The sequence below is a fragment of the Hwangdonia seohaensis genome, assembly GCF_031932625.1.
In the GTDB taxonomy this organism is placed as follows: Bacteria; Bacteroidota; Bacteroidia; order Flavobacteriales; family Flavobacteriaceae; genus Hwangdonia; species Hwangdonia seohaensis.
The window spans coordinates 443873-468616 of the sequence record NZ_JAVSCK010000001.1; the positions used below are offsets into that span (position 1 = coordinate 443873).

Below are 24744 nucleotides of genomic sequence, written 5' to 3' on the forward strand. Positions count from 1 at the left end.
ACTAAATTAAAAAAAAACTAACTCAAAAAATTGCTATTAATCAGCCATTATGGCTTGAATTTCTGATTGAGTAAGGGCCTTATTGTAAGTATGCAGTTCGTCTAAAAAGCTTAAATCGGACTTGTGATTCCATCCTGTAAAACGAGGTGCTCCGGACATAATGGACATAACATCGCAACCTGTCCAATCTACACCCGTTATATCGCTTTCTTTTGCCACTTCGCCATTTATATAAACGATGGCTTTGGTTGGTGAAATGGTAAATGCCAAATGCACCCATTCTCCAGTCGCGGGATCGACATCTGCGGCAGTACCACCATCTACCCATGTATCAGCAGTTCCATTACCTACATTCAATTTAAAACGTTGCATACCACTAGCATTTTCCCTAAAAAATCTAAATCCGCTTTTTCTGTTATTTTGAGTATCTGGGTAACCTGCGTTTTCTGTGTCTTCCGGTCCAATAACCAAAACTCCTGCACGGTCTGGTGTTGCATTGACTTTATACCACATGGTTGCACTAAAGCTTTCGCCCAACAAGCCTGTGGTTGGAACTGATAAATAAGAATCTGTGGCACCAGCGTAAGCATCGGCACCTTTTCTTGATTCACCAGCAAAACCGGGTGTGCCAACTATTGTTGCCGCTGCACCAGTTACCCAGTTTTTATTATCGCCATCAAATGGCATATAAACGGTTTCGCCATCGGCTGGAGTATATGGGTTGGTAACGCCAATAATGTTTTGAATTTCGCTTTGCGATAAAGCAACATTGAACAAACGCAGTTCATCCATAAAACTTTGATCGGATTTATGATTCCAACCTGTAAAGCGTGGTGCTCCAGACATGATGGATAAAACATCACAGCCTGTCCAATCAACCGGACTTGATAAAGCACTTTCTCTAACCAGAACTCCGTTTATGTATACACGTGCTTCGGTGGCAGATATTGTAAATGCCATATTAACCCATTCACCTTTGGCGGGATCGACATCGGCCGCAGCACCGCCATCTACCCAAGTATCTCCATCACCACGACCAACATTAAGTTTAAAGCGTTGGTTACCTCCAGCATTTTCCCTGAAAAACCTAAAGCCGTTTTTTCTGTTATTCTGTACGTCTGGATAATTAGCATTATCCACATCTGGTGGGCCAATTACCAATACTCCGGCTCTATCCGGTGAGGCATTTACTTTATGCCAAAAAACAGCTGACAATTCCGTACCCAATTGTAAAGTACTTGTAGGTAATGTTAAATACGAATCTTCGGCACCTGCATAAGCATTATTACTTGCCAAACCTTCTCCTGCGAAACCTGGATTGCCAACTGCGGTAGCTTTGGTTACACTAATAAACTCGGTATAATCGCTTTCAAAATCCATGTATAGTACCTCATTTGCAAAAATGGGTACATAAGGCGGCTCTTTTTCGAAGTTTGCTGTTACGGTAGTAGTTTGCCCACCAAGGTCGGTTGCTACAATTTTAAGTTCATGAACGCCTGTGGTTACATTGTTAAAAGGTACATCGGCCAAAACACGTCTGTAATCCTTAAAATCGTTCATCGTAGCCACTTGATTGTTATCAATAAGGACATCAATATTAGCGACTTCAATATCATCAGTTACCTCGAATTCGATATTTATAGACGCAATGGGTTCGTTTACCTTAATTTTTGTACCGTCAGTTGGGTATTTAAGGTTAATTTGTGGTGCACTGGCATCCGCACCGGGATCTACTTCGGTTATTGGATCGATACCATTATCACAAGAATAAACCAGCAGTAAGGACAACAATACAATAAATTTATTTTTAAATGTTTTCATTTTTTTAAGCTTTTAATTTAGTGTTAAATAGATTCCTTCGCTAAGATTGGAAATTGATCTACTTGTCCTTGCGGATAAGGTAAATACGCTTTATCTACTGAAAATGTTCTGCCATCGTAACTCAATTCGTTATATCTTTCCAATCGAATCATATCGTAATAACGCTTGCCCCATTCCATACCTAGTTCGGCAAACTTTTCATCTAAAATATCATCTAAAGTAACGTTTGGTAACGCTGTTAAACCAGCTCTATCCCTAACTAGATTAACCGCTTGAGTGGCCGTTAAACCTGTTCCGCTGGCACCTTGGGCAATGGCCTCGGCGTGCATTAACAATATTTCGGCATAGCGAATAATATTGTAGTTTTTATTACTACCGTAAGCCGTTCTGCCAGGAATTAATTGATTTGATGGTAAATAATGTTTTCCGCTGGCAAATAATGCACGGGCATAATCGTTAATTACATCGCCGTCTCTTGTCGTGTTTGAAATCCAAGCTGGTAACACGGCGTAGGTAGGATCGGTTTGAATTTCAGCTATACCTCTATCGGTAAACAGTACACTGGTTTCCAAACGAACCGTTTCGCCACGATCTAACATAAACTTAATAAATTTCATGCTTGGTTCGTAAAAACCCCAACCGCTGCTGGCACCAACCACTGCGGGCGTCCATCCTTGAGGGCCATAAGGCGCATATAAATGACCTTCTCTGTCGCCTTCACCTTGGTTGAAATCGGAATATTGTAAATCCAAAATGCTTTCGTTGCTTAGTTTTCCCGGGGTTTTAAATAGTTCGTAAAAATCGGAAAACAGACTAAACTTGCCGGAATTTATTATTTGGCTCGTAGCATCGGCCACTGCTTGATAGTTTTTTAACTCCTGATTTGCTAAAGCTTTTATTGCCAAAGCGGTGTACTTGGTAACGCCTCCGGGTAAATCGGTGCGCTCGTTTGGACGCATATCCGGTAAAAGCGGAATCGCCTCGTCCATTTGGTCAGAGATATGTTGCATAACCTGGGCCTTGGTTGGCACTTCGGTAACATCTAAAAGTTCACCCGTATCAGAAGATTGCGGAATAAACACATCGCCCCAAACCCGCGAAATATCGAAAAGCATAATAGCCCTAAGCACTTTGGCTTCGGCAATGTATTGGTTCCCTAAAGCAATTCCTGCGTCATCAGCAAACTCTTGGTATCTTGCTATTTGCTCCATACCGGTGTGTGCCGAAATAACATCGACATAAACATTTTCCCATAAGGAGTTATACATCCAGTAATCTTTGTTGTAATTAAAAAGATCGGTTTCTGCAAAATCTTGTTGATCGCCCAAACCGCCTGCATTAACATCGTCTCCCCTTACCGAAATTAACAACGGTTGTTCCCATCCTCGGGATTGAAATGCTGCATAGACACCAACAAGAGATAGTTGCATGTCTTCGGTTTTTGTAAAATCTGTTGCGCCCGCAAAATTGTTGTTTTCTTGTGGTAAATCTAACTTTTCCGAACACCCAAGCGTAGCCAATATCAATAAAATCATTGTTATAGCAAACTTGGTCGTTTTTATTATAAATAGTTTTTTCATAGCTTTTAAATTTTAATGTTAACTCCCATTGTGTAGATAGCAGGAACTGGGTATGTTTGATTATCTACACCGTTTGACACTTCCGGATTAAATCCGTTGTAATTGAAAATGGTTAACGGTTTTTCTGCCGTTAAAAAAATTCTGACTTGAGGCATACTTTCATTATTCCTGTTTTTGTTTATGGTATAGCCTAAGGTAATGTTTTGCAATCTGAAATAATCACCATCTTCAACATAGTAATCGTTTAAGCGCTGGTTCCATCCTTTTCTAACCGCTGCCGATGATGGATAAGAGTTTGTAGTGCCCTCTCCATGCCAACGATTTATTGCAAAATCGCGGTCCCAGTTGGTATCACTTGTAAAAATGACTTCTAATCGTTTGCGGTTTAAAATTTTGTTTCCGCCCTGTCCTGTTCCTGTTAAGGTGAAATCGAAATTTTTGTAATTAAAGCCTAAGCTAAACCCATACGAGTATGTTGGCAAATAAGACCCCAACACGACTCTATCATCGTCATCAATAGTGTCTGGATCACCGCCGTTTTCTTTATACCTAAAATCTCCAGGTACGAGCCCATTAGCTACTGCAACAGGGTCAGATTGAATTTCGGCATTGTTTTGATAAATGCCATCAACTTCGCGACCAAAGAATGCAAATATGGGTTCGCCCACAATAGAGCGTTGTCTAAATTCCGCAGAACCAGCATCTAAATGCGGTTGTCCGCTTAAGTTTAAAACTTCATTTTTTAAGGTTGAAAAATTCCCGCCAATGTTATAACTAAAATCGTCAGAAACACGTTTGCTCCAATTGAGTGAAACCTCTAATCCTGAGTTTCTTATCTCACCTACGTTTTGCAAAGTTACTCCGGGTACTAAAGGCCTTTCAACGGGTATCACAGCATCTTCGGTATCCCTGATATAATAATCGGCTTCAATGGAAAGGTTATCATCCAATAAACGCGCTGTTAAGCCCACATTGATTTCTTCGGTAACTTCCCATTTTAATGCGGAAAAATCACTGCTCGTTAATAGTCCGCTAAACAAGGTATCGCCAAGAGCGGTGGTTACCACAGAACTGGTGATAGCCCCAGATTGAGAAGGTACTTTGTCGTTACCCAATTTCCCCCAGCTACCACGTAGTTTTAAGAAACTCAGTACGCCATTCTCTTTCATGAAACCTTCTTGGGAAACTACCCAACCTAATCCTACAGTTGGAAAGTAGCCCCATTTTTCGATGTATTTTCTAACACCATCCGCTCTAAAAGTACCGTAAAGTATATATTTATCGTCATAACTATAAGACACTCTTCCGAAGTAAGACAGCCCATATTCTCTCGAACCACCATCACCAACACTTGATTCTACTATGGTTTGTGCCTGATCCAAGTAATATGCTTCATCACCGGTTAAAGGGAAATTAAGCCCTGTAGCGCCTATAGATTGAAAAGATTCGTCTCTAAATGAAGCACCGGCTAAAACAGTTACATCATGTTTATCAAAAATTTGATTGTAAGTTAAAGTATTATCCCATATTTGATTTGAGATGGTAGTATTTGATTTCCTTAAAGTGGCATCGTCTCTTTTAAAATTATTACCAATAAAATATGGTAAATCAACATTCCTGGATTCTAAGGATTCGAAATTATGATTGTATGCTGTTTTAAACGTTAATTTTTCTGGAATTAAACTAATTTCAGCATAAAAATTAGCGAGTACGTTTCTAATTTTAGTTCTGTTTTCGCTAAGATCCATCAATGGGAATGGGTTTTGACCACCTCGGTAACCTAAATCTTGTGCATTTGCATAATTCTTTGGAAACACATTAGGATCGTTAAGTAAATTAGGATCGAGAACGGGCATTATGGGAACGGCAAAATAAGCGGTTCTCCACGCCGAATTTTCGCCATCGTATCGAGTGGCATTACTCAATACGGTATTGGCTCCAATTTTTAGCCAATCGTTAGCTTTAAACTCAATTTTGCTTCTTAAATTAAAACGGTCGTATTCGTTTTTCATTTTTAGAATACCTTCCTGTCCGAAATAATTTGCTCCAACAGAATATTTTACATTATCAGCACCACCGGTAACACCAATGCTATGGCTTTGAATAAGGCCTAATCTGATAATTTTATCATACCAATCGGTATTTACATCGGGAATATTTGGGTTGACTCTACTACGCCCATAGCGTTGCATGGCATTTAAAATGAATTGCGCATCGGGAGCAGAACCGGACTCTAAAGCCAAAGTTGTAAACTGTTCTGCATTGGCAACCTTTAGGACGTTTTGGGCCACTTGATAACCCGAATACCCATCGTAAGTGATTTCAGCCTTTTTATTAAATCCTCCGGATTTAGTTTCAATTAAAACCACACCATTAGCGGCACGAACACCGTAAATTGCTGAAGCCGATGCATCTTTTAAAACCGAAATGGATGCAATATCCGAAGTGTTTAAAAAATCGATGTTATTAAAAAACATACCATCAACCACAAATAAAGGATTTGATGCACCTCCTAAATAAGAGCCAATACCGCGCACCCTAATAGTTGGTCCTTGCCCGGGCGAACCGTTGCTTACAATTTGTAATCCAGGAACCTTACCTTGCATGGCCTGCATCGCAGATCCTGTTGGTACTGTTGCTAGTTCTTCTGCTTTAATTGTAGTAATTGCAGAAGTAAGATCTTTTGATTTCATCTGCCCGTAACCAATAACAACGACTTCGTCAAGCGAAGCAATATCTGGTTCTAGCGAAATATTTACCGTTGTTTGGGTTAGGATAGTTACAGATTGTGGTTTAAAACCAAGGAAGCTGAACTCTAAAACTTCGCCGCTTTGTACCTTAATAGAATAATTACCATCAAAATCTGTACTTACACCTCTACTTGTACCTTTTACTATTACGCTTACACCTGGCACGGGTATATTGTCTTCGGCACTTACTACGGTACCGTTAACTAATATTTCTTGTGCAAAAGCATGAACTGAAAATAGAAAAATTAGTAATAAAGTAAATCTTGTTTTCATATAGTTTGTTTTGAATGTTAGTTTCTACTAAATTATAAACTATATGAGCGCAATTCAAAAAATGGCTTACACAAAAAATACGTCATAAATCCACAAAATAACAAAAAACGCTTATTGACGTATGATATGATGAATGACTTTAACTAATTATAAAGGGTTTAAATGCTAAATGACGTAGTATTGACGTAGCGAATAGAGAGGTGTTAAACCGTGCCTTATTGGAAATTTCGCAAATAATCTGCTAAAGATTTATCGTTTTCTAGATTTAACTTGCGTTTTAATCGATATCTATGAGTTTCCAGCCCCCTTATTGACACATTCATCAATGGCGCAATTTCTTTGGTTAGCAAATTCATTTTAATGTAGGCACATATCTTTAAATCTTTATGAGTAAGCTGGGGGTATTTGCTTTTTAATTCATTAAAAAATTCTTCGTGTACTTGATTAAAGTTGTATTCGAACAGTTGCCATTCATCTTCATGTCCAATGGAATTATCAATTTTTCTCAATAGTCTTTTGTAGGCCAAACTGTTTTCAAAACCTGTTTTATTTTTAGCAATTTCATTTTTAATTTCAAGCAAAGACTCATTCTTTTTAACTAAGGACATTGCCGTATTTGCCAGTTGTTTGCTTTTAAGTTTTACTTCATTTTTTAACGATTCATTTTTTAACTGAACTATTTTTTTGTCGTTTTCAATAGCCTTTTCTTTTAGCAAGGTTTCTTGTTCAATTTTTAGTTTTTCATGAAGCGCATTTTGCTCTTTGTTGATTTTGCGTTTATGAAGCCCGTAAACCAATATGCTAATCAATAGTGCCGTAAAAAGAAAAAACAAGCTGTTTTTGTACCACGGCGGCAGCACTTTTAATTTTAGGGTTCTAATCAAAGAAACATCGCCAGAAAGGTTAGTTGCCCGAAAATGCACACTATAATCACCATTACTTAAATTAGACAATTCTAGCCTTTCGCTATCCATTTGATACCAACTTAAGGAGTCTGAATTGGAAATTGCATACTCGAAAAAATGATTGCTTGAATTTGGTGACGATACCGATATACTAATTTTTTGATTGAACGGGAGCTCGTAAGTATCGGCCGTATTTATATCAACTAACTGTTTATCTACTTCAATACGTTCTAAAATCGGTTTTTGTGGCAATGTGGTTTGGCGTACATTTTGGGCTTTATTGATAAGCATGAATCCATCATAAAGGTTTAAAGCGTAAATGGAATCGTTTATTTGCGAAATGCTTTCTCCACCAACTACCAGTCGGTCCTTAAATATCTTATTGGGCAACTCCAAATTAGTATTGCCATTTTCCATGGAAACAAAACTAATTCTGTCCGTTTTATTTTTTGTTACCAACAAGTCTAAATAAGGCTCTGAAATAATATCGGTGTCTTGCCCAAAAGTATCGTTTAATAAAGTGTTGGGCACAATGCTATCTATTAAGGCTTCGTATTTTTGCCATCCTTGATTGGTTTTAAAACATATATCGTTTTTTATATTGTAAACGCGTACATTATAATCGGACCAAAGTCCTTTGTTTTTATAATCTTCAACCTCTACTTTTTCATAAGTTTCATCAAATTTTAATCTATACAAACCCTTGTAGGCATGAGCTGCCCAAGCCGTATAAGCATCTTCGAAAACCAAATACTTAATTGGTATAGTGGTTCCGCCTAAATGCACTGCTTGCCAATCAGCATTATCATATTTATATCTCACCAAACCCGCATAGGTGCCCTGTATATATGTATTCATGGCTTCTGGAACTTTTTTAATGACCCATCCGCCTGTTGAGTTTGATATTTTTTTCAGATTTTTATCCTGCACAAGAAAAGTACCGTCGTTATGCCCACAAAACAGTTCACCATTTATTTCCTTTAAATTCCATACTTGCCCTTGTGAGTTCTCAACAAATTTTAGTTTATCATCACCTTCATCTAAATAAAACAACCCTGTATTGCTGCCTATATACAGAACGTTTTTATAATTTATAACATCGTAAACTGCGCCTAATTCGCCAGAATTGTCATTATACAGCACATGGTTATAATTTAAATCAACAAGTGCAATACCGTTATCCAAACCTACCCATAATTTATTGTTTTTTCCCAGTCCAAGATTTAAAACCGTATTGTTTAACAACCCATTTTCTTTACTAATATGAAACAATACATTGCCTAAACTATTTGTTATGTAAACACCGTTTTTAATGGTTCCGAAAACCATATTGCCATTATCCAATTCTAAAAAACTATTGAGTTGTTGCTCTTTAATTATGGCATTTATTTGGGGTTCCCATGCCTCCAATGTATTGTTACTGTACAAATAGCATCCTTTTAATGCCGTGGTAATAAGCAATTTATTTTTAAACGCTGAAATGGAAACAACCTTTGTGTCGTATAATATATCTGAATTAACAAACGGCGCCAGAGCATCATCTTGTAACATATATATGCCACCTTTTAAAGTTGAAACATATACCTTGTTATTTACAACGCTACATGAAATTATGGTGGAATCTGGCCTTACTTTTGATATTTTTCCGTCTTTATAAATGTATAGATTTGCAAATGACCTAAACAAAATGGCACCGTTGTGGTGTAATATTTGCCAAAACTCTTCATCTAAAGATTTTTCCTGTTCTTGAAAATTGCTCAACGACGTGTAAACCAATACACCTTTTTTATTTTTTGTCCAATATCCAAACTCCTCGTAAGATCCCGTATAAATAACACCGTTGTATGCCATTACAGACCGGATAATGGTTTTGTTTGGAAGCTGATAGAAATTCCATTTTAGGCCATCAAACTCAAGCAAGCCTTTGTCGTTGGCAACATAAAGCTTTCCGTTATCGGCAAATGATATGCCCCAGTTTTGGTTTCCTGCATTAAACTCCGTTAGGGTATAATTTTGAAAAAACGGCGCATATTGTGCGTAAGAATTATTAAAAAATAATACTATTAAGATTAAAAAGAATGCGCTTTTAAATTTTACCAAAACCACTAATTAATAACTTAAATGAAGAAAAATTTGATTCAAACAAATCTAATCAATTTTAAAACAATTTATTTTAATAAAAAAAGCACTGGTAATTTGCAAAGATATTAATGGTAATTGCAGTCAATCTACGGGGTTTACAATATGATGCCACTACCTGTTTTTAAGTGATACTATTCGAGAAATAAAGATGAATCTGTAAAACCTTTAAGAGTTAATAAATTGGGCTATATTCCCATAACAAAAACGCCCTCAAAACTGTTGTTTTGAGGGCGTTTTAAAATTGCTATTTTCAGTTTAAATTATGTCTCTGTTAAGGGTTATTAACAAAGAAATTAGCTCTATTTTTTAATGATTTTAAAGTTACTAGTCCCTAAGTCATTTTTAACTTTTACAAAGTAAAGCCCATTATTAAAATGAGATACATCTATTTCTTTTCGCTCAACACTTACCTCAGCATCAAAAACTAGCTTGCCAACAACGTTGTAAATTTTAACTTCCGATTTTAGTGAAGCAGATATGTTTAATATCGATTTTACAGGATTAGGGAACAGCTTTGTTCCATTGTTAGAAGCTGATATTTCCTCAACATCCAAAGCAACAAAAGAATCAGCACTATCAGTTAAATCTTCCAAATTAAATCTTTTAAATTTAATTTTAGTATATCCGTCGGATTCATATAGCACTCCTATTTTTCCATCAGCAGTAATAGCAAGAGATGAATAGGCCGAAAAACCCGGTTGATACAATTTTGAATATGCCCATGTTTGGCCTTCATCATAACTTATTCTCAATGCACCATCTTTTCTTCCAGATGCACTTGCAGAATTGCTAAATAATATTCTGTTTTGATTATACCCATCCAATGTTGATGTGTATCGTAAAATATTTCCTTGACAAATAGGGTCTATTAGTGTGGAATCAAACGTATATGGTTCCCAGGTAGTTCCTAAATCGGAGGTGTAAGTAACAAGACGAGTACCTGTTCCATAGTGGTTTCTTGAATTTACCATGATGCGTCCATCATTTAGCTCCACCAAAGTATTTTCATCAAACTTATCAAAACTATTGGTAGCCGATCTATTCCATGTTGCACCATGGTCTGTACTGTAAAGCAATGCGCCATATATAAAATTCGCATTACTGCCTCTTACCACGCCTATTGGGATTACCAAAGTGCCATTTCTTAACTGAATACCTGTACCTGCCGATGCCCAGTATGACCTATCGCCTGTTTGATAAAGCGCTTCCGTTAAATCTACAGGCGCAGACCAAGTTAAACCGTCATCATCACTATACACGTATCGAGATCTTAAACAATTAGGGCTAGTATGGTCTCCATCTGAATTCCATATAGTACTATTTGTAGAATAGGCATAAAAAATAAAAATTCTACCTGTATCTCTATCAACAACAGTACAGGCATCACCTCCATGGTCTGTTTCAATGGTTATAGCACTACCCCAAGTATCACCATTATCTGTACTTCTTCTAACAGCCATATCTATTACACCAGGAACATCAGAGGAATTTTCATAACGAACATCTGTAATAGCCAGTAATGTTCCAGCTTTTGAAGTTACCAATGAAGGAATTCTATATGTATGCGGCGTACCATTACTTGAAAATGGTACTTGGTCACCTACGTACAAATCAATATCGACTTCAGGAGTCAACTCCTCTAATGGAGGAATGGCTTCTCCTATAATCACAGAATAATCTTCAATTTCTCCATCTGTAAATGTATCGCACGGTCCCATTGCTGGAATAGTGCTATTGGAAGAACGCATAGCAATTCGCATGGTAGTATTTCCTAATAGGGTAAATTCACCAATTGATACGCCTGAAAATTGAAGGTCATCGGTTGTATTTGCACCTGTCCAGGTATACACACTTTCTCCTGCATCAGAAAAATCACCATCTTGGTTTTTATCAATCCATATATGCACACGCTTGTTGGCTCCTGCACTCGGGTTGCCAACACCAAAATTAAATCGATATGATTTTTCGGCATTAAAAGCTACATTACTATCAGTGACATCTTCGTAACCCACATTTGCAGAAACATGGTTTAGCAGGTCACCATCAGTTACATCGGTAATTTTAAAATAATCTAAAAAGCTTGTGGTCGATGCCGTCATTGATGTTGGATAACAAGGACCGGCAGGAGGAAGCTCAAGGTTTATTCTATAGTCTTTAACTTCACCACCGGTAAAATTATCACAAGGCCCTATTGCTGATATAGCACCGTCTGCAGCAACCAAAGCTACCCGCATTCTAGTTAATCCTGCGTCTATTACTGGCCCTATATTCTTACTCGAAAAGCCAAGGTCTGCGCCCGTATTAGCCCCCGCCCAGCTAAAAGTTAATTCACCTGCGTCATCAAAATCGCCATCTCTATTCATATCAATCCATACATGCAATCTTTTATGCGTAGTGGCTGTTGGGTTTCCTACACCTATATTAAAGGCAAATGAGGTATCGGTCATTAATGCTGCATCAGTACTTGTAATATTTTGATAACCTACATTTGTAGAGGCATGATTTATAAAAGCACCATCGCCAGTACCTGCAGTAGAGATTTTAAAATTATTGATATAGCTTGTTGACGATACGGGTATTGTAGGCTCACAATACGTTGGTGGTGGCGTTAAAAAAATACTTATTTTATAATCTTGAACTTCGCCGCCAGTAAAACTATCACATGGTGATATAGGGCCTATGGTACCATTTGCGGCAACCATAGCCACTCGCATCCTGGTTTCTCCTTCCGAAATAACCGGACCTATGTTTTTATTTGAAAATCCGAGATTAGAACCGGTATTGGCTCCGCTCCAACTAAACGTTAATTCGCCAGCATCATCAAAATCACCATCTCTGTTCATATCAATCCATACATGAACTCTTTTATGGGTGGTTAAGCCAGGGTCGCCAACCCCAATATCAAATCGATATGAAGTATCGGAAATTAAATTAATCTCGGTATCCGTAATATATTCGTAGCCCATATTTGTAGATGCACGATTTAGTACAGCACCGCTATTAAGCTGCAAATTATTAATAAAGCTTGAAGCGGTTTGAGGAACCGTGGGAGTGCAATACTGCGCATAAGATACACTTGCACAGAGCAAGGCGACCATTATGCCAAATGTTTTAATGTAGTTTTTCATCATTTTGTGTTTTTTAAAAGTGAGTTTATAATTATATCATGTATTATGTATAACATAATATACAATCTTCTCAAAATTAGATATTAAACCTCGTTTTTAGGTGTAAATTTTAGTCAAAAAAGGGAGTTGTTTACAGCAGGAATTCATCACTCATCGATATTGTGCGCAAATATTTCGATGAATTGCTGTTTCTAAATTATAGGAGGCATGTTGTGAAGGTTTTATATAAAACCATTCAATGGAAAGGATTAGTGCAATCAAACTTCACATAACCCAAAATATATTAAATGAAAAAACACTAAAAACCTAAAAATTCTTAAGCTTCACTTTCAGAAGTCGTGGCCTCTTCCTTAAGCGTTAATATGCTCGGGAAAATCATTGGCACCAAACCCTTTACGGGCTCATAAAGTACGGTGTCATTTATTTGTTCTTCGTCAACAAACGTAACGGTGCTATTCATTTTATCAAAAATATTCAATACCACACTCAAAATAAGCGCTATTTTCAAAGCTCCAAAAACGCCACCTAAAAATTTGTTGATGATTCCTAGCGCAGCAAAATCGGCTAATTTGGTAAGTGCCTTACCTGCCAAGGCAATAGCCAGAACTATAACAACAAAAGTGATGGCAAAAGCAGTAATGTTTATCGTTTTTTCGCTCCAATCTACTTTGGTCTGTAAAAATTCGGCAGCGAAATTGCTAAAATGTATGGCGCCATAAACTCCGGCAACCAAGGCAATAAGCGATGCCACCTCAACAAAAAAGCCTTTCAAAAAACCACGAACCAGCCCAAATAGTATTAAAGCACCCAAAACAATATCGATAACGCCCATAAATAAAGAATTTTAACAAATATAGTAACACTTAGGTTTATTAACTTTGCAACTTTAAAAATATTATGTCAAGAGACGAACAATTAAAAGAACGCTGGAGTTTGGTGGTTAAAAAACTATCCGACCAGTTTGCCGATGGAGACCTTCTAGACCTCGACGCCATTATTTATTTAATTGGCGTGCAAGAGCTGGGGCAGTTAGACAGAACCTTTAAAAAAGACCAAAAACTCGATTTAATGCACATTGCCATTTGCAAGTTACTAACGCCCTATGGCTATTACGAACTCGATTTTGTAGATGAAGAGGGCTGGCCACATTACAAAACCTTAGAAGCCCTGCCGCACTTAAAAGCAGGCGAACAAAGCATTTTAATGAAAGAAGCCATTGTAAACTATTTTCTGGAAACCCATTATATCGTGTAAATTATTTGGGCGTTACCACAAGTGGTCGGGCTTTTCGTTTCAATCTTTTTGCTCGTGCCTCACAAAAAGGATTTCCTCTGCAATCCCTAACGCAGTTCACGTAAAAAATAGTAAATTTGCATTCATTTTTTAAATGACGTTATGATAGATAAGATAAAAGCACTTATAGCCGAAGCCGAAGCCTTTAAAGCCCAATCAAAGGAAGAGGTGGAAGCGTTCCGTATAAAATATTTAGGCTCAAAAGGGCTGCTAAAAGGGTTTTATAGCGAACTTAAAAACGTGGCAAACGACCAGAAAAAAGAATTTGGCCAAACCATAAACACCCTAAAAAAAACGGCCGAAGATAAAGTAAACGCTTTAAAAGAAGAGTTGGAAAGCAAAGAGGAAGTAAAAGGTGTTTTTGGCGATTTATCGCGCCCCGGCGAACCTATTCAAATTGGTGCCCGCCACCCTATTTCTATCGTAAAAAATCAAATTATCGATATATTTTCGGGCATTGGATTCAATGTTAGCGAAGGCCCCGAAATCGAGGACGATTGGCACAACTTTACGGCGCTAAACCTGCCGGAATACCATCCGGCACGCGATATGCAGGATACGTTTTTTATTCAAACCAATCCCGATATTTTACTGCGTACGCACACCAGTTCGGTACAAGTACGCTACATGGAAAACAACAAACCGCCCATTCGAACCATTTCTCCGGGGCGCGTTTACAGAAACGAAGCTATTTCGGCACGTTCGCACTGTTTTTTCCATCAAGTGGAAGGTTTGTATATTGATAAAGACGTAAGTTTTGCCGACCTGAAACAAACCCTTCAATATTTTACAACCGAAATGTTTGGCAAAAGCAAAATACGTTTGCGCCCGTCGTATTTCCCGTTTACAGAACCAAGCGCCGAGATTGATGTGTATTGGGGACTGGAAACCGAAACCGATTATAAAATTACAAAAGGCACCGGTTGGCTTGAAATTGGTGGTTGCGGAATGGTAGACCCCAATGTATTGGAAAACTGTAAAATAGATTCCACTCAGTATTCCGGATTTGCCTTTGGTGTTGGCATCGACCGTATCGCTATGTTATTGCACCAAATTGGCGATATTCGTCTATTGAGCGAAAACGACGTTAGGTTTTTAGAGCAGTTTAAATCGGCTTTATAATTGTCATTCCTGCGAAGGCAGGAATCTTTCCAATTGAATTTCTAAGTTTGTTATGAAAGACGATATTATTATCCCCGAAGTAAAAAACGTTTATATCGCCATTGTAAACGAATACAACGACATTTACAACACCCAAGATTGGAACGCTTACATCATCAACGATAAAGAGGTTGATTTAGAGATGGTACTTATTGTTACAAGCGGCTATTCAAAAGATAAAACAACTTCTGTTTTCAGAAAAAAACTAGATAAACTGCCTAAAAAAAGCTATGCTAAAATCGAGTTGATGCAAGAAGAACTATTTGCGCTGAACAATACTTTTAAAGTCTCTTTTTTTGAAGGCCATACCATGTTCGATAAAACTTATTTGTTCAGAAAAAACACGATTAATTTAAAAGCGTTGCAGCCTATTCCTTTAATGGAAGCAAAAGGTGTTTTAGTGAAGTAATTTTTCGTCAACTTTTTTAGTGTTTTTAACTTTAGTTTTAGCAAACTCATTCAAATCTAAACTATACAAACGAGATGTTGGAGATTTAGAGAATTCGTCTTCAAAATAACCACCAAGTAAATAGATTTTTTTGTTGTAATAGTAAAGCTCAGAAGCTTTTAAATTCAAATTTATGTCATATTCATTTAACACTTTTGTATCAATATTGTAAGTCAACATTTTGCCATCTTCAAATATGTAAATTATACGATCATTATACGCCAAAGCAGGCTTTTCCATCCCATAAAACAATTTGCCTTCTTTTTTCCATTCTCCACTTGTTATATTATAACATTCTATTTCAGACAAAGGTTTGTCATTAAATCCGCCAATAAGATATATTTTGTTTTCAACTAAAATTCCTTTTACTTCCTTTGCTTTTGGCATTTCATTTAACGCATACCAATAACCAGTTTTTAGATTGTAAATATGTGATTTATTAGTGTAAACCTTACTGCCATCTTTATTTAACTTGATAGAACCACCCATAACAATAATGTTATTATTATAAGTGAAAGACCCAAAATTTACTGCTTGATGAGGGTTTGTATCATCGATTGTAATCGTGTTGTTTTTTAAATCAAAAACTTCAATTTTATCGTCTAAATACTCATGTTTTCTGCTTCTAGATAATCTTTTACCTCCTAAAACATATATTGTATTGTTGTCATAATTTAACGCATTATAAGCGCGTTTTCTAAATTTTAAATCTGATTTCAACCAAGTATCCTGGGCTACATCATAAACCTTTAAATCACCTTTATAATTATCCAAAGAAGGATTCTCGATTAAGCCATTAACTATATCATTTATTGAGGCATCAGTTTTGTGTCTTAAATCGTTTAAGACTTTTCTGGGAGCATCTACTATATTTGACGCATCACCACCAATTACGTAAATTTTAGAGCCTATTAATACTGAGGCGAACGAGTGTATGCCTAATTTTAAAGAAGATAATTTTTTAAAACGAATTTTGGAATTTAATTCTTTATTTGAAGCTACAATTACTTCTTTTAGATTCTCGATTTTTTTCTGAAGATAAACAATGTTATCACTGTTTTTTAGTTCGGAAAATAGAATTTTTTTTGACGTATAACCAATAGCAGAAAAACTAATGGTGTCGTTTCGATTAACCTCTATTTTTAAAATGAACTCGCCATTTTTATTAGAAACAGCTCCTGTTTTTGAGTGATTTATAAAAACATGAACATGTTCTAAAGGGTGTTTTGTTTGCTCATCTAAAACAACGCCCTTAGCGTTTTGTCCGAGTAAAATAAATGTTGAAAAGAATAGAAGTATAACTAATTTCATATGTGTAAATGTATAGGTTCTATCATTGTTTTGAAGTGAGGCTTTCTTGTCCGTAATTTACATCAAAAATTAAGCCGTCTTTTTAATTGATTCCGGTTGCGTTAGGGATTGATGCCCTTCGACAAGCTCAGGATAAACTCATCCTTTTTTTTGAAAGAAGGAAAATACATTTTATTTAGAGCTAAAATTTAAAAAATAGCTACGTCGTTCTTCCTCGCTATGACGTAAAAAAAGATATAGCGGAAAGCCCGACCACTTGCCCTGAGCGCAGTCGAAGGGTTGTGGTAACGCCCAAAATAATTTAGCGCTTTAAAGTAACGTGTCCCGTAAATTTTTGCCCGTCGATTACAACAACATACCAATAATCGTCGGTTGGCAATTGTTGGTTGTTAAACGTGCCGTTCCATGAAAACGCAGTGTTTCTGGAACTTTTTAAAAGTTTTCCGTATCTATCAAAAACGTAGACTTGCGAACTTGCGTAATATTCGATGCCTTTTAAGTTAAACGCGTCGTTCTCGCCATCGTTATTTGGCGTAAAAAACTTGGGGATATAAAAATGCAAATAGGTTTGCGAAGCGATGAATGAGCAATCGCGGTCTTTTACATAAACGGTATATAAACCGCCCTCAACGTTGAAAAAAGTGTTGTTGGGTTGAAAGATGTTTCCGTTTAATGAAAACAACAGATTTCCGGTGTTTGAGGTGGCAGTGACAACAATATCGTTGCCATCTGATGTCACATTTTCTATTACCGGATTGTTTATTTGTGTAACGGTTATGGTTTTTGTAACCGAGCAGTTAATGTTGGTTACTTGTACCGTATATGTTCCGGGAGCAGCAACGGTTATGGTTTCGGTAGCATCGCCTGTGCTCCACAAATATGCTGTGGCATTACTGGCATTGGCGTGTAAATCGACGCTCGTGTTCTCGCAAAACTCGACAGTTTCGTCTTGTACTTGCGGAATTGGATAATAGTTGATTTGTACAGCGGTTCTTGATGATGAAATACAATTGCCGTTAACGGTTTCGGCTTCGGCATAATAAATTCCCGAGCCATTAGGATTAAAATTTCTGTTATTGGATTGAAGCAGGTTTCCTCCAACGGAAGCATCATACCAATTAACCAATACACCAGTTGGAACGGTTACCGAGAGTGGCGTGTCGTCATTTTCACAAATCATTAAATCGCCATTACTAATTGGTGCACTGGGAAGCGGAATAACTTGAATTTCAAATATTTCGGAAGTAGAATTACACGAATCGTTAGTTAAATTAATAGCATCTTCGGCAATTTTAACTCTATAAAAGGTGGTGTTATTTATAGGTGATGTGGTGTAACTTTGGTTGTTTTCTCCGGCAATATCAGTCCAGTTTATTCCATCTGTACTTTCTTGCCATTGATAAAAATGAGTGGAAAAAATAGTAAAATCAGGAACAGCCGTTAATTGCGTGGAATATGGTAATTGGTCTTCGCACACATAGGTATTCATGTTATTTGCTGTGTCCTCAATCAACACGGCATCGCCACAGGATTTAAACACAATATCATCAATAGCCAAATCGTTTCCGCAACCGCCAACACCATTGTTCAGCATCTTTAAAATAACCGATGTTTGGGCTGGCAAGGTTTGAAACACCAAAGCGTATTGCACCCAATTGGGGCTCGATGTTCCGTTTATATTTCCTGTATCCCCGCTTGCTAAAAGATTGGTGTCCGTATTGTCCCAAATTTCAAATTTCACGTTAATGGGAATGCCACCATTGGCACATTGCGTGGTACTGGGCAATAAATTAATCATCCACGAGGAGAACTCGTAAGTGGTGTTTTCGCATAATCCGGTTATCGTGGTTCTGTAAAATTCGCCAGCGGTAAAATCTGCATTAACAACAAGCATTCTTCCGTCTGTATCGTTTGGCGTATGGTCGTCAATATCATGCCAGTCAAAAAAATTAGTGTTGCTCGATACGGTATAAAATCCATCACTGGGCGATCCTCCTGCAAAAGTATACGATGTTGTTCCTGCGGGTAATGGCGAACTTGTTGTTCCGGTGCCAAAAGTTTCGGTAAAAATAGGATCGCCGGAATTTCCGCTACAAAACCCCAATTGGGCTTGTAACTTTAAAACCGCTAGGGTAAAAAAAGCTAAAAAGAGTATTTGGGTTTTCCTATTGATAATTTTTATATTTAATTATTAAGATGCTAAAAATAACAATAAACTACCTTGGTGCAAGCCCACGAGGTATTAATATTCCAAAAAGGCAATAACTAAATTCGGAAATGAATAAAAAACGAAACAAACCTCGACGTATAAAATCCTAAAAAATGAATAAAGCGAACTATATTCGTAAAAAAAGGGTTTAAATTTTAATTAGATGAAATCGACTGACATATTAAATCAGAAACTGCACCGACCGTTTGAATACCCCAAGCGCCCATGGAAATTCTACCAAGAATGGAACAAAGCTGTTTTTTTACATTGGGAAGTTGAGGAAACATTGATAAAACCCTTGCTTCCAAAAAACATTCAATTGGATACCATTAACGGTAAAACATTGGTAAGTCTTGTCGCTTTTAACATGAATAATATTGGCGTAAAAAGTTTTCCGAAAGTGCCTCATATTTCTGATTTTTATGAAATAAACATTCGTGTTTACGTGGTTTGCAATAATAAACCGAGCGTTTATTTTTTAAGTATGGAAGGCAGTAAACGATCGTCTTGTAAGGTTTTAAAAACATTGTCAAAATTCCCGTATCGCTATTCAAAAATGAAAAGAAATGAAGGTGATTTTATTTCGAAAAACGCCGTATTTAATGATGCTTTTTACCTTAAATACCGATTAGAAGGTGGTCCTGTTAAAAAGGACAAAACCGATGTATGGCTTACCGAACGCTACGCTGTTTTTCAAGAATATAAAAAGCATATTATTGAATACGATGTGCACCATGTGGAATGGCCCATGCAAAATATAATATTAGAAAACCTAAAAATTGACTACCCGAGATTTAATCATCTTATTAATAACAAACCCGATAGAATTCATTATTCAAAAGGGGTTCAAGTGTTGACTTGGAATAAGAAAAAATTGCCAATACATTAAAAAGTTAGAAAAAAAATGAAAACAGAATTTAAACCCTATTACGCCGTAATTTTCACTTCAACACAAAATAAAAACTTGGACGGCTATTCTGAAATGTCAGAAAAAATGGAAACCCTGGCCAAACAACAAAACGGTTTTTTAGGAATGGATAGCGCACGAAATACCGTTGGGATTACCGTGAGTTATTGGGACACTTTGGAAGCTATAAAAAACTGGAAACAACAAAGTGACCATTTACAAGCCCAACTAAAAGGACGCCAAGATTGGTACAGTTGGTATAACGTTAAAATTTGCAAAGTAGAACGCGAGTATGACTTTAAAGCCACCTAGTCTTCAGATTTTTAAGAAATCTGAATCCACTCCTCCTTTGAAATGAGGAGAGATTAAAATAGAAAACATATTAATAATTAGAACTAAATTTAGAATTGAAAGTCGGAAGGGTAAAAAAAATATGAACAAAATTCACAATCATAAATACTTAGAAGAACGCCGTAAAGAATCGCGAAAAAACTTAACTTCTGCTGAAGCATCATTATGGAGATATCTTAAAGGAAAGCAACTTGAAGGAAGAAAATTTAGAAGACAACATAGTATTTTAAATTATATTGTCGATTTTTATTGCGCATCTGAAAAGCTGATTATTGAGTTAGATGGTGCGTACCATCTAGATTTTGCCCAACAAAATTATGATTACGAAAGAACACAGAATTTAGAAAAATTGGGTTTTAAAGTAATTAGATTTGAAAACAAATTAATTTTTGAGAATATTACAGATGTGCTAGAGGAAATTAGTAGTTGTTTTAAAAATTAATAACCACCTCGTCATAACATTATAATTCAACTAAATTTAAAATTTAAACAATACACAAAACTCCTTCCCTTAATAAGTGAAGGTGGCTTCCGATAATAATCGGAAGGCAGAAGGGTTAAAATTATCTTAAAACACATCTAAACACAATAGCTTAGAGTATATATTTTTAAGTGACACGATTAACAAACTACATAAAACGCCATAAAATTAAATCAGTAATCATTGCTGTACTTTTGGTTGTCTATTATTTTTGTTTACCAAACCAACTTTTTAAAGATCCCACTTCAACCGTAATTACAAGCTCCAACAATGAATTGTTAGGGGCACAAATCGCTAAAGACGGGCAATGGCGCTTTCCGGAAAGTGATTCCATTCCAGAAAAATTTAAAACCTGCATCATTCAGTTTGAAGACGAATATTTTTATAAGCATCCCGGATTTAATCCCATTTCAATCTTTAAAGCGCTGCGCGATAATATAAAATCGGGCAAAGTAACCCGTGGCGGAAGTACCATTACGCAACAAGTCATTCGATTGTCAAGAAAAGGCACAGAGCGCACCTATTTTGAAAAATTTAAAGAAATTATTCTGGCCACCAGATTGGAGTTTCGAGATTCTAAAAACAAGATCTTGTCTTATTATGCAAGTCATGCACCTTTTGGCGGCAATGTTGTGGGGCTCGATGCTGCATCTTGGCGTTATTTTAATAGGAATGCCAACCATTTGTCGTGGGCAGAAAACGCCACTTTAGCGGTTTTACCCAACGCACCAAGTTTAATTTATCCGGGGAAAAATCAGGAGCGATTACTAAAAAAACGCAATCGGCTTTTAAAAAAACTTTTGGATAAAAACATAATAGATTCGCTTACTTATAATTTATCAATTGTAGAAGGCTTGCCACAAAAACCTTATCCGCTACCACAAACGGCACCACATTTGTTACAAAAGACGGTAAAGTCTTTTTATGGGAAACACATCCAGACGACTATAAATGTACAACTTCAAAAGCAAGTAAATGAAATTGTGAAAAATCATTACAACAAACTAAGCCAGAACGAAATTTACAACGCCGCTGTTTTGGTTTTAGATGTAAATACCAGACAGGTTTTAGCTTACGTGGGCAATACACCAACAGATAAAACACATCAAAATCATGTTGATATTATTGATAAACCCCGAAGCACGGGCAGTATTTTAAAGCCCTTTTTGTACACCGCTATGTTGGACGCTGGCGATATTTTACCCCACACTTTGGTGGCAGATGTGCCCACCCAATTTGGAAGTTATAACCCCGAAAATTACAATAAATCTTATGATGGCGTTGTGCCAGCAAGTCGTGCGTTATCGCGGTCTTTGAATGTACCTTCGGTTAGAATGTTGCAGGAGTTTGGTTTGGATAGATTCCATCATTATTTAAAAGAATTTAAATTAAAAGATTTAAAATATAATGCCAATCATTACGGGTTGTCTTTAATTCTTGGCGGTGCCGAAAGTAATTTGTGGGATTTGTGTAAAAGTTATGCGGCCTTGTCGTCAACCTTAAATCATTTTTCTGAAACATCCAGCGAATATTATTCAAATGAATTTTGCGAACCTACTTTTATAGCTTCCGAGGTTGTTGGTTTTGGAAAGAAAACAACCGATAAAACCTTATTTGATGCCGCTTCAATTTATTTAACTTACAACAGTTTAAAAGAAGTAAACCGACCCGAAAGCGATGAGAGTTGGGCTTTTTTTGACGGCTCGAAACAAATCGCTTGGAAAACCGGAACCAGTTTTGGTTTTCGCGATGCCTGGGCCATTGGTACGACCAAAAATTATGTGGTTGGGGTCTGGGTAGGCAATGCCGATGGCGAAGGACGCCCCGGTTTAGTTGGCGTAGAAACCGCTGCCCCTATTTTATTTGATGTGTTTGATGTGTTGCCAAATAGCGATTGGTTTGCTGAACCTTTTGATGAAATGCAAGCTGTTGAAATTTGTAAAGAAAGCGGCCATCGCGCCTCTCAAAATTGCAAAAATACAGCAACGCAATTTATTCAAATAAGTGGTTTAAAAACGCAACCTTGCCCCTATCATGTTTTAATTCATTTGGATAAAAATGAAAGCTTTCAAGTCAATTCATCCTGTGAAACCATTGATAATATCGCCCATAAATCTTGGTTTGTTTTACCGCCTTTAATGGCCTATTACTACAAAACCAAAAATCCGTTTTACAACCCGTTGCCCAAATTTAGAAGTGATTGTTTGGGTGATAATACCATGTCTATGCAGTTTATTTATCCGAAAGAAAGCAACAGTATTTTTTTACCAAAAGATTTTGATGGCAACACCAACGACCTCGTTTTAAAAATGGCGCATTCTAAACCCGAATCTATATTATTTTGGTATTTGAACAGTCGTTTTTTAGGAAGCACCAAAGACATCCACGAGTTTGCCATGAAACCCAAAACAGGAAAACATATCATTACCGTGGTTGATGAATTTGGAAATGAAGCCAAACGTTGGATTGAGATTTCGGAATAATAGTAGAACATTTACACCTACAAGGTTGGAAAAACCTTGCAGAAAAACACAAACATTTTCACTTTCTAACGTAAGTTTTAAGCATACAATGATCTGATACTTTGGAGTAAAACTTCTTTGTTTTTAAAACCTTTAAATCTTTTGAAACCCAAATATGATCTAAAGAAAGTAACGGGATGTTCCAAAACCATGTTTCTCTAAAACCATTCCCTTTTTCATTAAATGCTTGATTAAAATTTTTCTTAATCTGCTTTAAATATTTAGATTCATAAGGCGCATTAAAATCTCCCAAAACGATGGTGTTATGTGTTCTCTTAACAAATTCATTTACATGTCTTAGTTCCCACTCTCTAGGAACATCAGGGCTTCCAGTAACATCAACGGCATAAAAATTAATTCCAGCAGTTTTAAATTCTATCACCGTTGTTTTAAATTTTGAAGTGTTTTCACTTTTAATTTCCAAAGGGGTTTTCGAGAAAATAAACATCTCTCTATCAGATGTAAAAAAATAATAATTAGGGTACTTTTGCTGAAACTCCTCAATGCTATATTCTCCAGTTTCTACTAAAACCAAAACATCTGGTATATCACCATTTTTATTTAAGGCCGCTTGAAAATTATTTTCTCTAGCCGCATTCCAAAAAACAACCTCTAAATCGGTCTCATTAATGGTTTCAGGAAAACTAATTTTAAAGCTCCTTCCCAACCAAATCAACAATAATAATCCCGCTAAAATAAGGTTTAACTTCTTAAATTTTCTATTTAAAAAAATGGAAAGCAATAAAACGGCAAGAATAATAACCGGTAGGGGAAACGTGTAATACAGCAACGAACTTTGGTAACTATGTTCTTTAAAAACAAAGTGAATAGCCAATAACGCACCAATAATTACAATGTTTAAAAACAGATATAGGACTCGAATTATTTTTAGCATTATCGTAACGGAAAGCCCTTTGCAGCCCACCAAGGATGTATTTCAATTTCCAATCGCCCAGCTTGTACCATCGGGTCCGATTTGGCCAAACTATCTGCCATCTTTAGCGTGGGCACATTGTAAATGGTAATACCACGAATGTCGCCATCGTCTCCAAAAGGTCCAGAAATATCGGCATAGCCCAACTCGTACATTTTACTTAAATGTGCTAAATGTTCTTTTTGTAAATCTGCAGCTTCCTCTTCATTTTGACCACGAATTGGTCCACGTTTTAAAAAAGCCATAAAATATTGCTGCATTAAAATGGTGTCTTGTGTTTTTTCGTCAACATAGTCAAAAGTTTTATAGCCTTTGGCGGTTAATTCTTGTTTAATCTGCCTTGTGGTTTTTTTAACAGGAATTTCATCTAAAACTTCAACTTCTATTATTGAATCTATGGGTTGCTCTACAATTTCAACAGCTCTTTCGTCAACTTCTTTAACGGGTGTTTTTGCTTCATCTTTACAAGAAATAATAACAAAAATAAACAGAATAAAAGTTATTGTTTTTTTCATAATCTTAAATTTT

Annotated in this window: 17 protein-coding genes; 7 read left to right on the forward strand and 10 right to left on the reverse strand. The window is 36.6% G+C overall.

What is annotated here, in order from left to right:
* Positions 1-36: 36 nt before the first annotated feature.
* The 6 genes from RNZ47_RS01950 to RNZ47_RS01975 all read right to left on the reverse strand — a co-directional run bounded on the left by RNZ47_RS01950 (position 37) and on the right by RNZ47_RS01975 (position 13431).
* A complete protein-coding gene (locus RNZ47_RS01950; RefSeq protein WP_311935564.1) occupies positions 37-1821 on the reverse strand; it encodes a LamG domain-containing protein in 1785 nt (594 codons plus the stop codon).
* Positions 1822-1844: 23 nt separating this feature from the next.
* Positions 1845-3401, reverse strand: a complete 1557-nt coding sequence (locus tag RNZ47_RS01955; RefSeq protein WP_311935566.1) for a RagB/SusD family nutrient uptake outer membrane protein — start codon at positions 3399-3401, stop codon at positions 1845-1847.
* Positions 3402-3406: 5 nt separating this feature from the next.
* Positions 3407-6424: a SusC/RagA family TonB-linked outer membrane protein gene (locus RNZ47_RS01960; RefSeq protein ID WP_311935568.1), complete on the reverse strand. Its 3018-nt coding sequence runs from the start codon at positions 6422-6424 to the stop codon at positions 3407-3409.
* Between the two features lie 215 nt (positions 6425-6639).
* Complete coding sequence (locus RNZ47_RS01965) at positions 6640-9429, reverse strand: helix-turn-helix and ligand-binding sensor domain-containing protein (protein WP_311935570.1); 2790 nt, start codon at positions 9427-9429, stop codon at positions 6640-6642.
* Positions 9430-9770: 341 nt separating this feature from the next.
* Complete coding sequence (locus tag RNZ47_RS01970; RefSeq protein ID WP_311935572.1) at positions 9771-12602, reverse strand: GEVED domain-containing protein; 2832 nt, start codon at positions 12600-12602, stop codon at positions 9771-9773.
* 313 nt (positions 12603-12915) lie between these two features.
* Positions 12916-13431, reverse strand: coding sequence for a CvpA family protein (locus tag RNZ47_RS01975; protein ID WP_311935574.1), 516 nt, complete (start codon positions 13429-13431; stop codon positions 12916-12918).
* Between the two features lie 65 nt (positions 13432-13496).
* Between RNZ47_RS01975 and RNZ47_RS01980 the strand changes: the two genes are divergently transcribed.
* From RNZ47_RS01980 to RNZ47_RS01990, 3 genes are all read left to right on the forward strand, one after another.
* Positions 13497-13853, forward strand: a complete 357-nt coding sequence (locus RNZ47_RS01980) for a hypothetical protein (RefSeq protein ID WP_311935576.1) — start codon at positions 13497-13499, stop codon at positions 13851-13853.
* A 141-nt stretch (positions 13854-13994) separates the two neighbouring features.
* Positions 13995-15014, forward strand: a complete 1020-nt coding sequence (gene pheS / locus RNZ47_RS01985) for a phenylalanine--tRNA ligase subunit alpha (RefSeq protein ID WP_311935578.1) — start codon at positions 13995-13997, stop codon at positions 15012-15014.
* 52 nt (positions 15015-15066) lie between these two features.
* Positions 15067-15462, forward strand: a complete 396-nt coding sequence (locus tag RNZ47_RS01990) for a hypothetical protein (RefSeq protein ID WP_311935580.1) — start codon at positions 15067-15069, stop codon at positions 15460-15462.
* On the opposite strand, the gene RNZ47_RS01995 is transcribed toward RNZ47_RS01990, so the two are convergent.
* Both RNZ47_RS01995 and RNZ47_RS02000 read right to left on the reverse strand, forming a co-directional pair.
* Positions 15451-16812 (reverse strand): Kelch repeat-containing protein, encoded by a 1362-nt coding sequence (locus RNZ47_RS01995; RefSeq protein ID WP_311935582.1) that lies wholly within the window; start codon positions 16810-16812, stop codon positions 15451-15453. The genes RNZ47_RS01990 and RNZ47_RS01995 overlap by 12 nt on opposite strands.
* Positions 16813-17113: 301 nt before the next feature.
* Positions 17114-18916, reverse strand: a complete 1803-nt coding sequence (locus RNZ47_RS02000; protein WP_311935584.1) for a T9SS type B sorting domain-containing protein — start codon at positions 18914-18916, stop codon at positions 17114-17116.
* Between the two features lie 268 nt (positions 18917-19184).
* Between RNZ47_RS02000 and RNZ47_RS02005 the strand changes: the two genes are divergently transcribed.
* The 4 genes from RNZ47_RS02005 to pbpC all read left to right on the forward strand — a co-directional run bounded on the left by RNZ47_RS02005 (position 19185) and on the right by pbpC (position 23243).
* A complete protein-coding gene (locus tag RNZ47_RS02005) occupies positions 19185-19910 on the forward strand; it encodes a YqjF family protein (protein WP_311935586.1) in 726 nt (241 codons plus the stop codon).
* A gap of 15 nt (positions 19911-19925) precedes the next feature.
* Positions 19926-20240, forward strand: a complete 315-nt coding sequence (locus tag RNZ47_RS02010) for an antibiotic biosynthesis monooxygenase family protein (RefSeq protein ID WP_311935588.1) — start codon at positions 19926-19928, stop codon at positions 20238-20240.
* Positions 20241-20361: 121 nt separating this feature from the next.
* On the forward strand, positions 20362-20721 hold the full coding sequence (locus tag RNZ47_RS02015; RefSeq protein WP_311935590.1) for an endonuclease domain-containing protein: 360 nt from the start codon (positions 20362-20364) through the stop codon (positions 20719-20721).
* A gap of 170 nt (positions 20722-20891) precedes the next feature.
* Complete coding sequence (pbpC, locus tag RNZ47_RS02020) at positions 20892-23243, forward strand: penicillin-binding protein 1C (RefSeq protein WP_311935592.1); 2352 nt, start codon at positions 20892-20894, stop codon at positions 23241-23243.
* Positions 23244-23301: 58 nt separating this feature from the next.
* On the opposite strand, the gene RNZ47_RS02025 is transcribed toward pbpC, so the two are convergent.
* Positions 23302-24177, reverse strand: coding sequence for an endonuclease/exonuclease/phosphatase family protein (locus tag RNZ47_RS02025; RefSeq protein WP_311935595.1), 876 nt, complete (start codon positions 24175-24177; stop codon positions 23302-23304).
* On the reverse strand, positions 24177-24731 hold the full coding sequence (locus RNZ47_RS02030; protein ID WP_311935598.1) for a YciI family protein: 555 nt from the start codon (positions 24729-24731) through the stop codon (positions 24177-24179). The genes RNZ47_RS02025 and RNZ47_RS02030 overlap by 1 nt, the downstream gene beginning before the upstream one ends.
* Between the last annotated feature and the right edge of the window lie 13 nt (positions 24732-24744).

What these genes read in the sequence shown, in the direction of transcription:
- RNZ47_RS01950 (WP_311935564.1), bottom strand. Translation starts at nt 1,821, where the DNA reads ATGAAAACATTTAAAAATAAATTTATTGTATTGTTGTCCTTACTGCTG.
- RNZ47_RS01955 (WP_311935566.1), bottom strand. Translation starts at nt 3,401, where the DNA reads ATGAAAAAACTATTTATAATAAAAACGACCAAGTTTGCTATAACAATG.
- RNZ47_RS01960 (WP_311935568.1), bottom strand. Translation starts at nt 6,424, where the DNA reads ATGAAAACAAGATTTACTTTATTACTAATTTTTCTATTTTCAGTTCAT.
- RNZ47_RS01970 (WP_311935572.1), bottom strand. Translation starts at nt 12,602, where the DNA reads ATGATGAAAAACTACATTAAAACATTTGGCATAATGGTCGCCTTGCTC.
- RNZ47_RS01975 (WP_311935574.1), bottom strand. Translation starts at nt 13,431, where the DNA reads ATGGGCGTTATCGATATTGTTTTGGGTGCTTTAATACTATTTGGGCTG.
- RNZ47_RS01980 (WP_311935576.1), top strand. Translation starts at nt 13,497, where the DNA reads ATGTCAAGAGACGAACAATTAAAAGAACGCTGGAGTTTGGTGGTTAAA.
- pheS (WP_311935578.1), top strand. Translation starts at nt 13,995, where the DNA reads ATGATAGATAAGATAAAAGCACTTATAGCCGAAGCCGAAGCCTTTAAA.
- RNZ47_RS01990 (WP_311935580.1), top strand. Translation starts at nt 15,067, where the DNA reads ATGAAAGACGATATTATTATCCCCGAAGTAAAAAACGTTTATATCGCC.
- RNZ47_RS01995 (WP_311935582.1), bottom strand. Translation starts at nt 16,812, where the DNA reads ATGAAATTAGTTATACTTCTATTCTTTTCAACATTTATTTTACTCGGA.
- RNZ47_RS02005 (WP_311935586.1), top strand. Translation starts at nt 19,185, where the DNA reads ATGAAATCGACTGACATATTAAATCAGAAACTGCACCGACCGTTTGAA.
- RNZ47_RS02010 (WP_311935588.1), top strand. Translation starts at nt 19,926, where the DNA reads ATGAAAACAGAATTTAAACCCTATTACGCCGTAATTTTCACTTCAACA.
- RNZ47_RS02015 (WP_311935590.1), top strand. Translation starts at nt 20,362, where the DNA reads ATGAACAAAATTCACAATCATAAATACTTAGAAGAACGCCGTAAAGAA.
- RNZ47_RS02025 (WP_311935595.1), bottom strand. Translation starts at nt 24,177, where the DNA reads ATGCTAAAAATAATTCGAGTCCTATATCTGTTTTTAAACATTGTAATT.
- RNZ47_RS02030 (WP_311935598.1), bottom strand. Translation starts at nt 24,731, where the DNA reads ATGAAAAAAACAATAACTTTTATTCTGTTTATTTTTGTTATTATTTCT.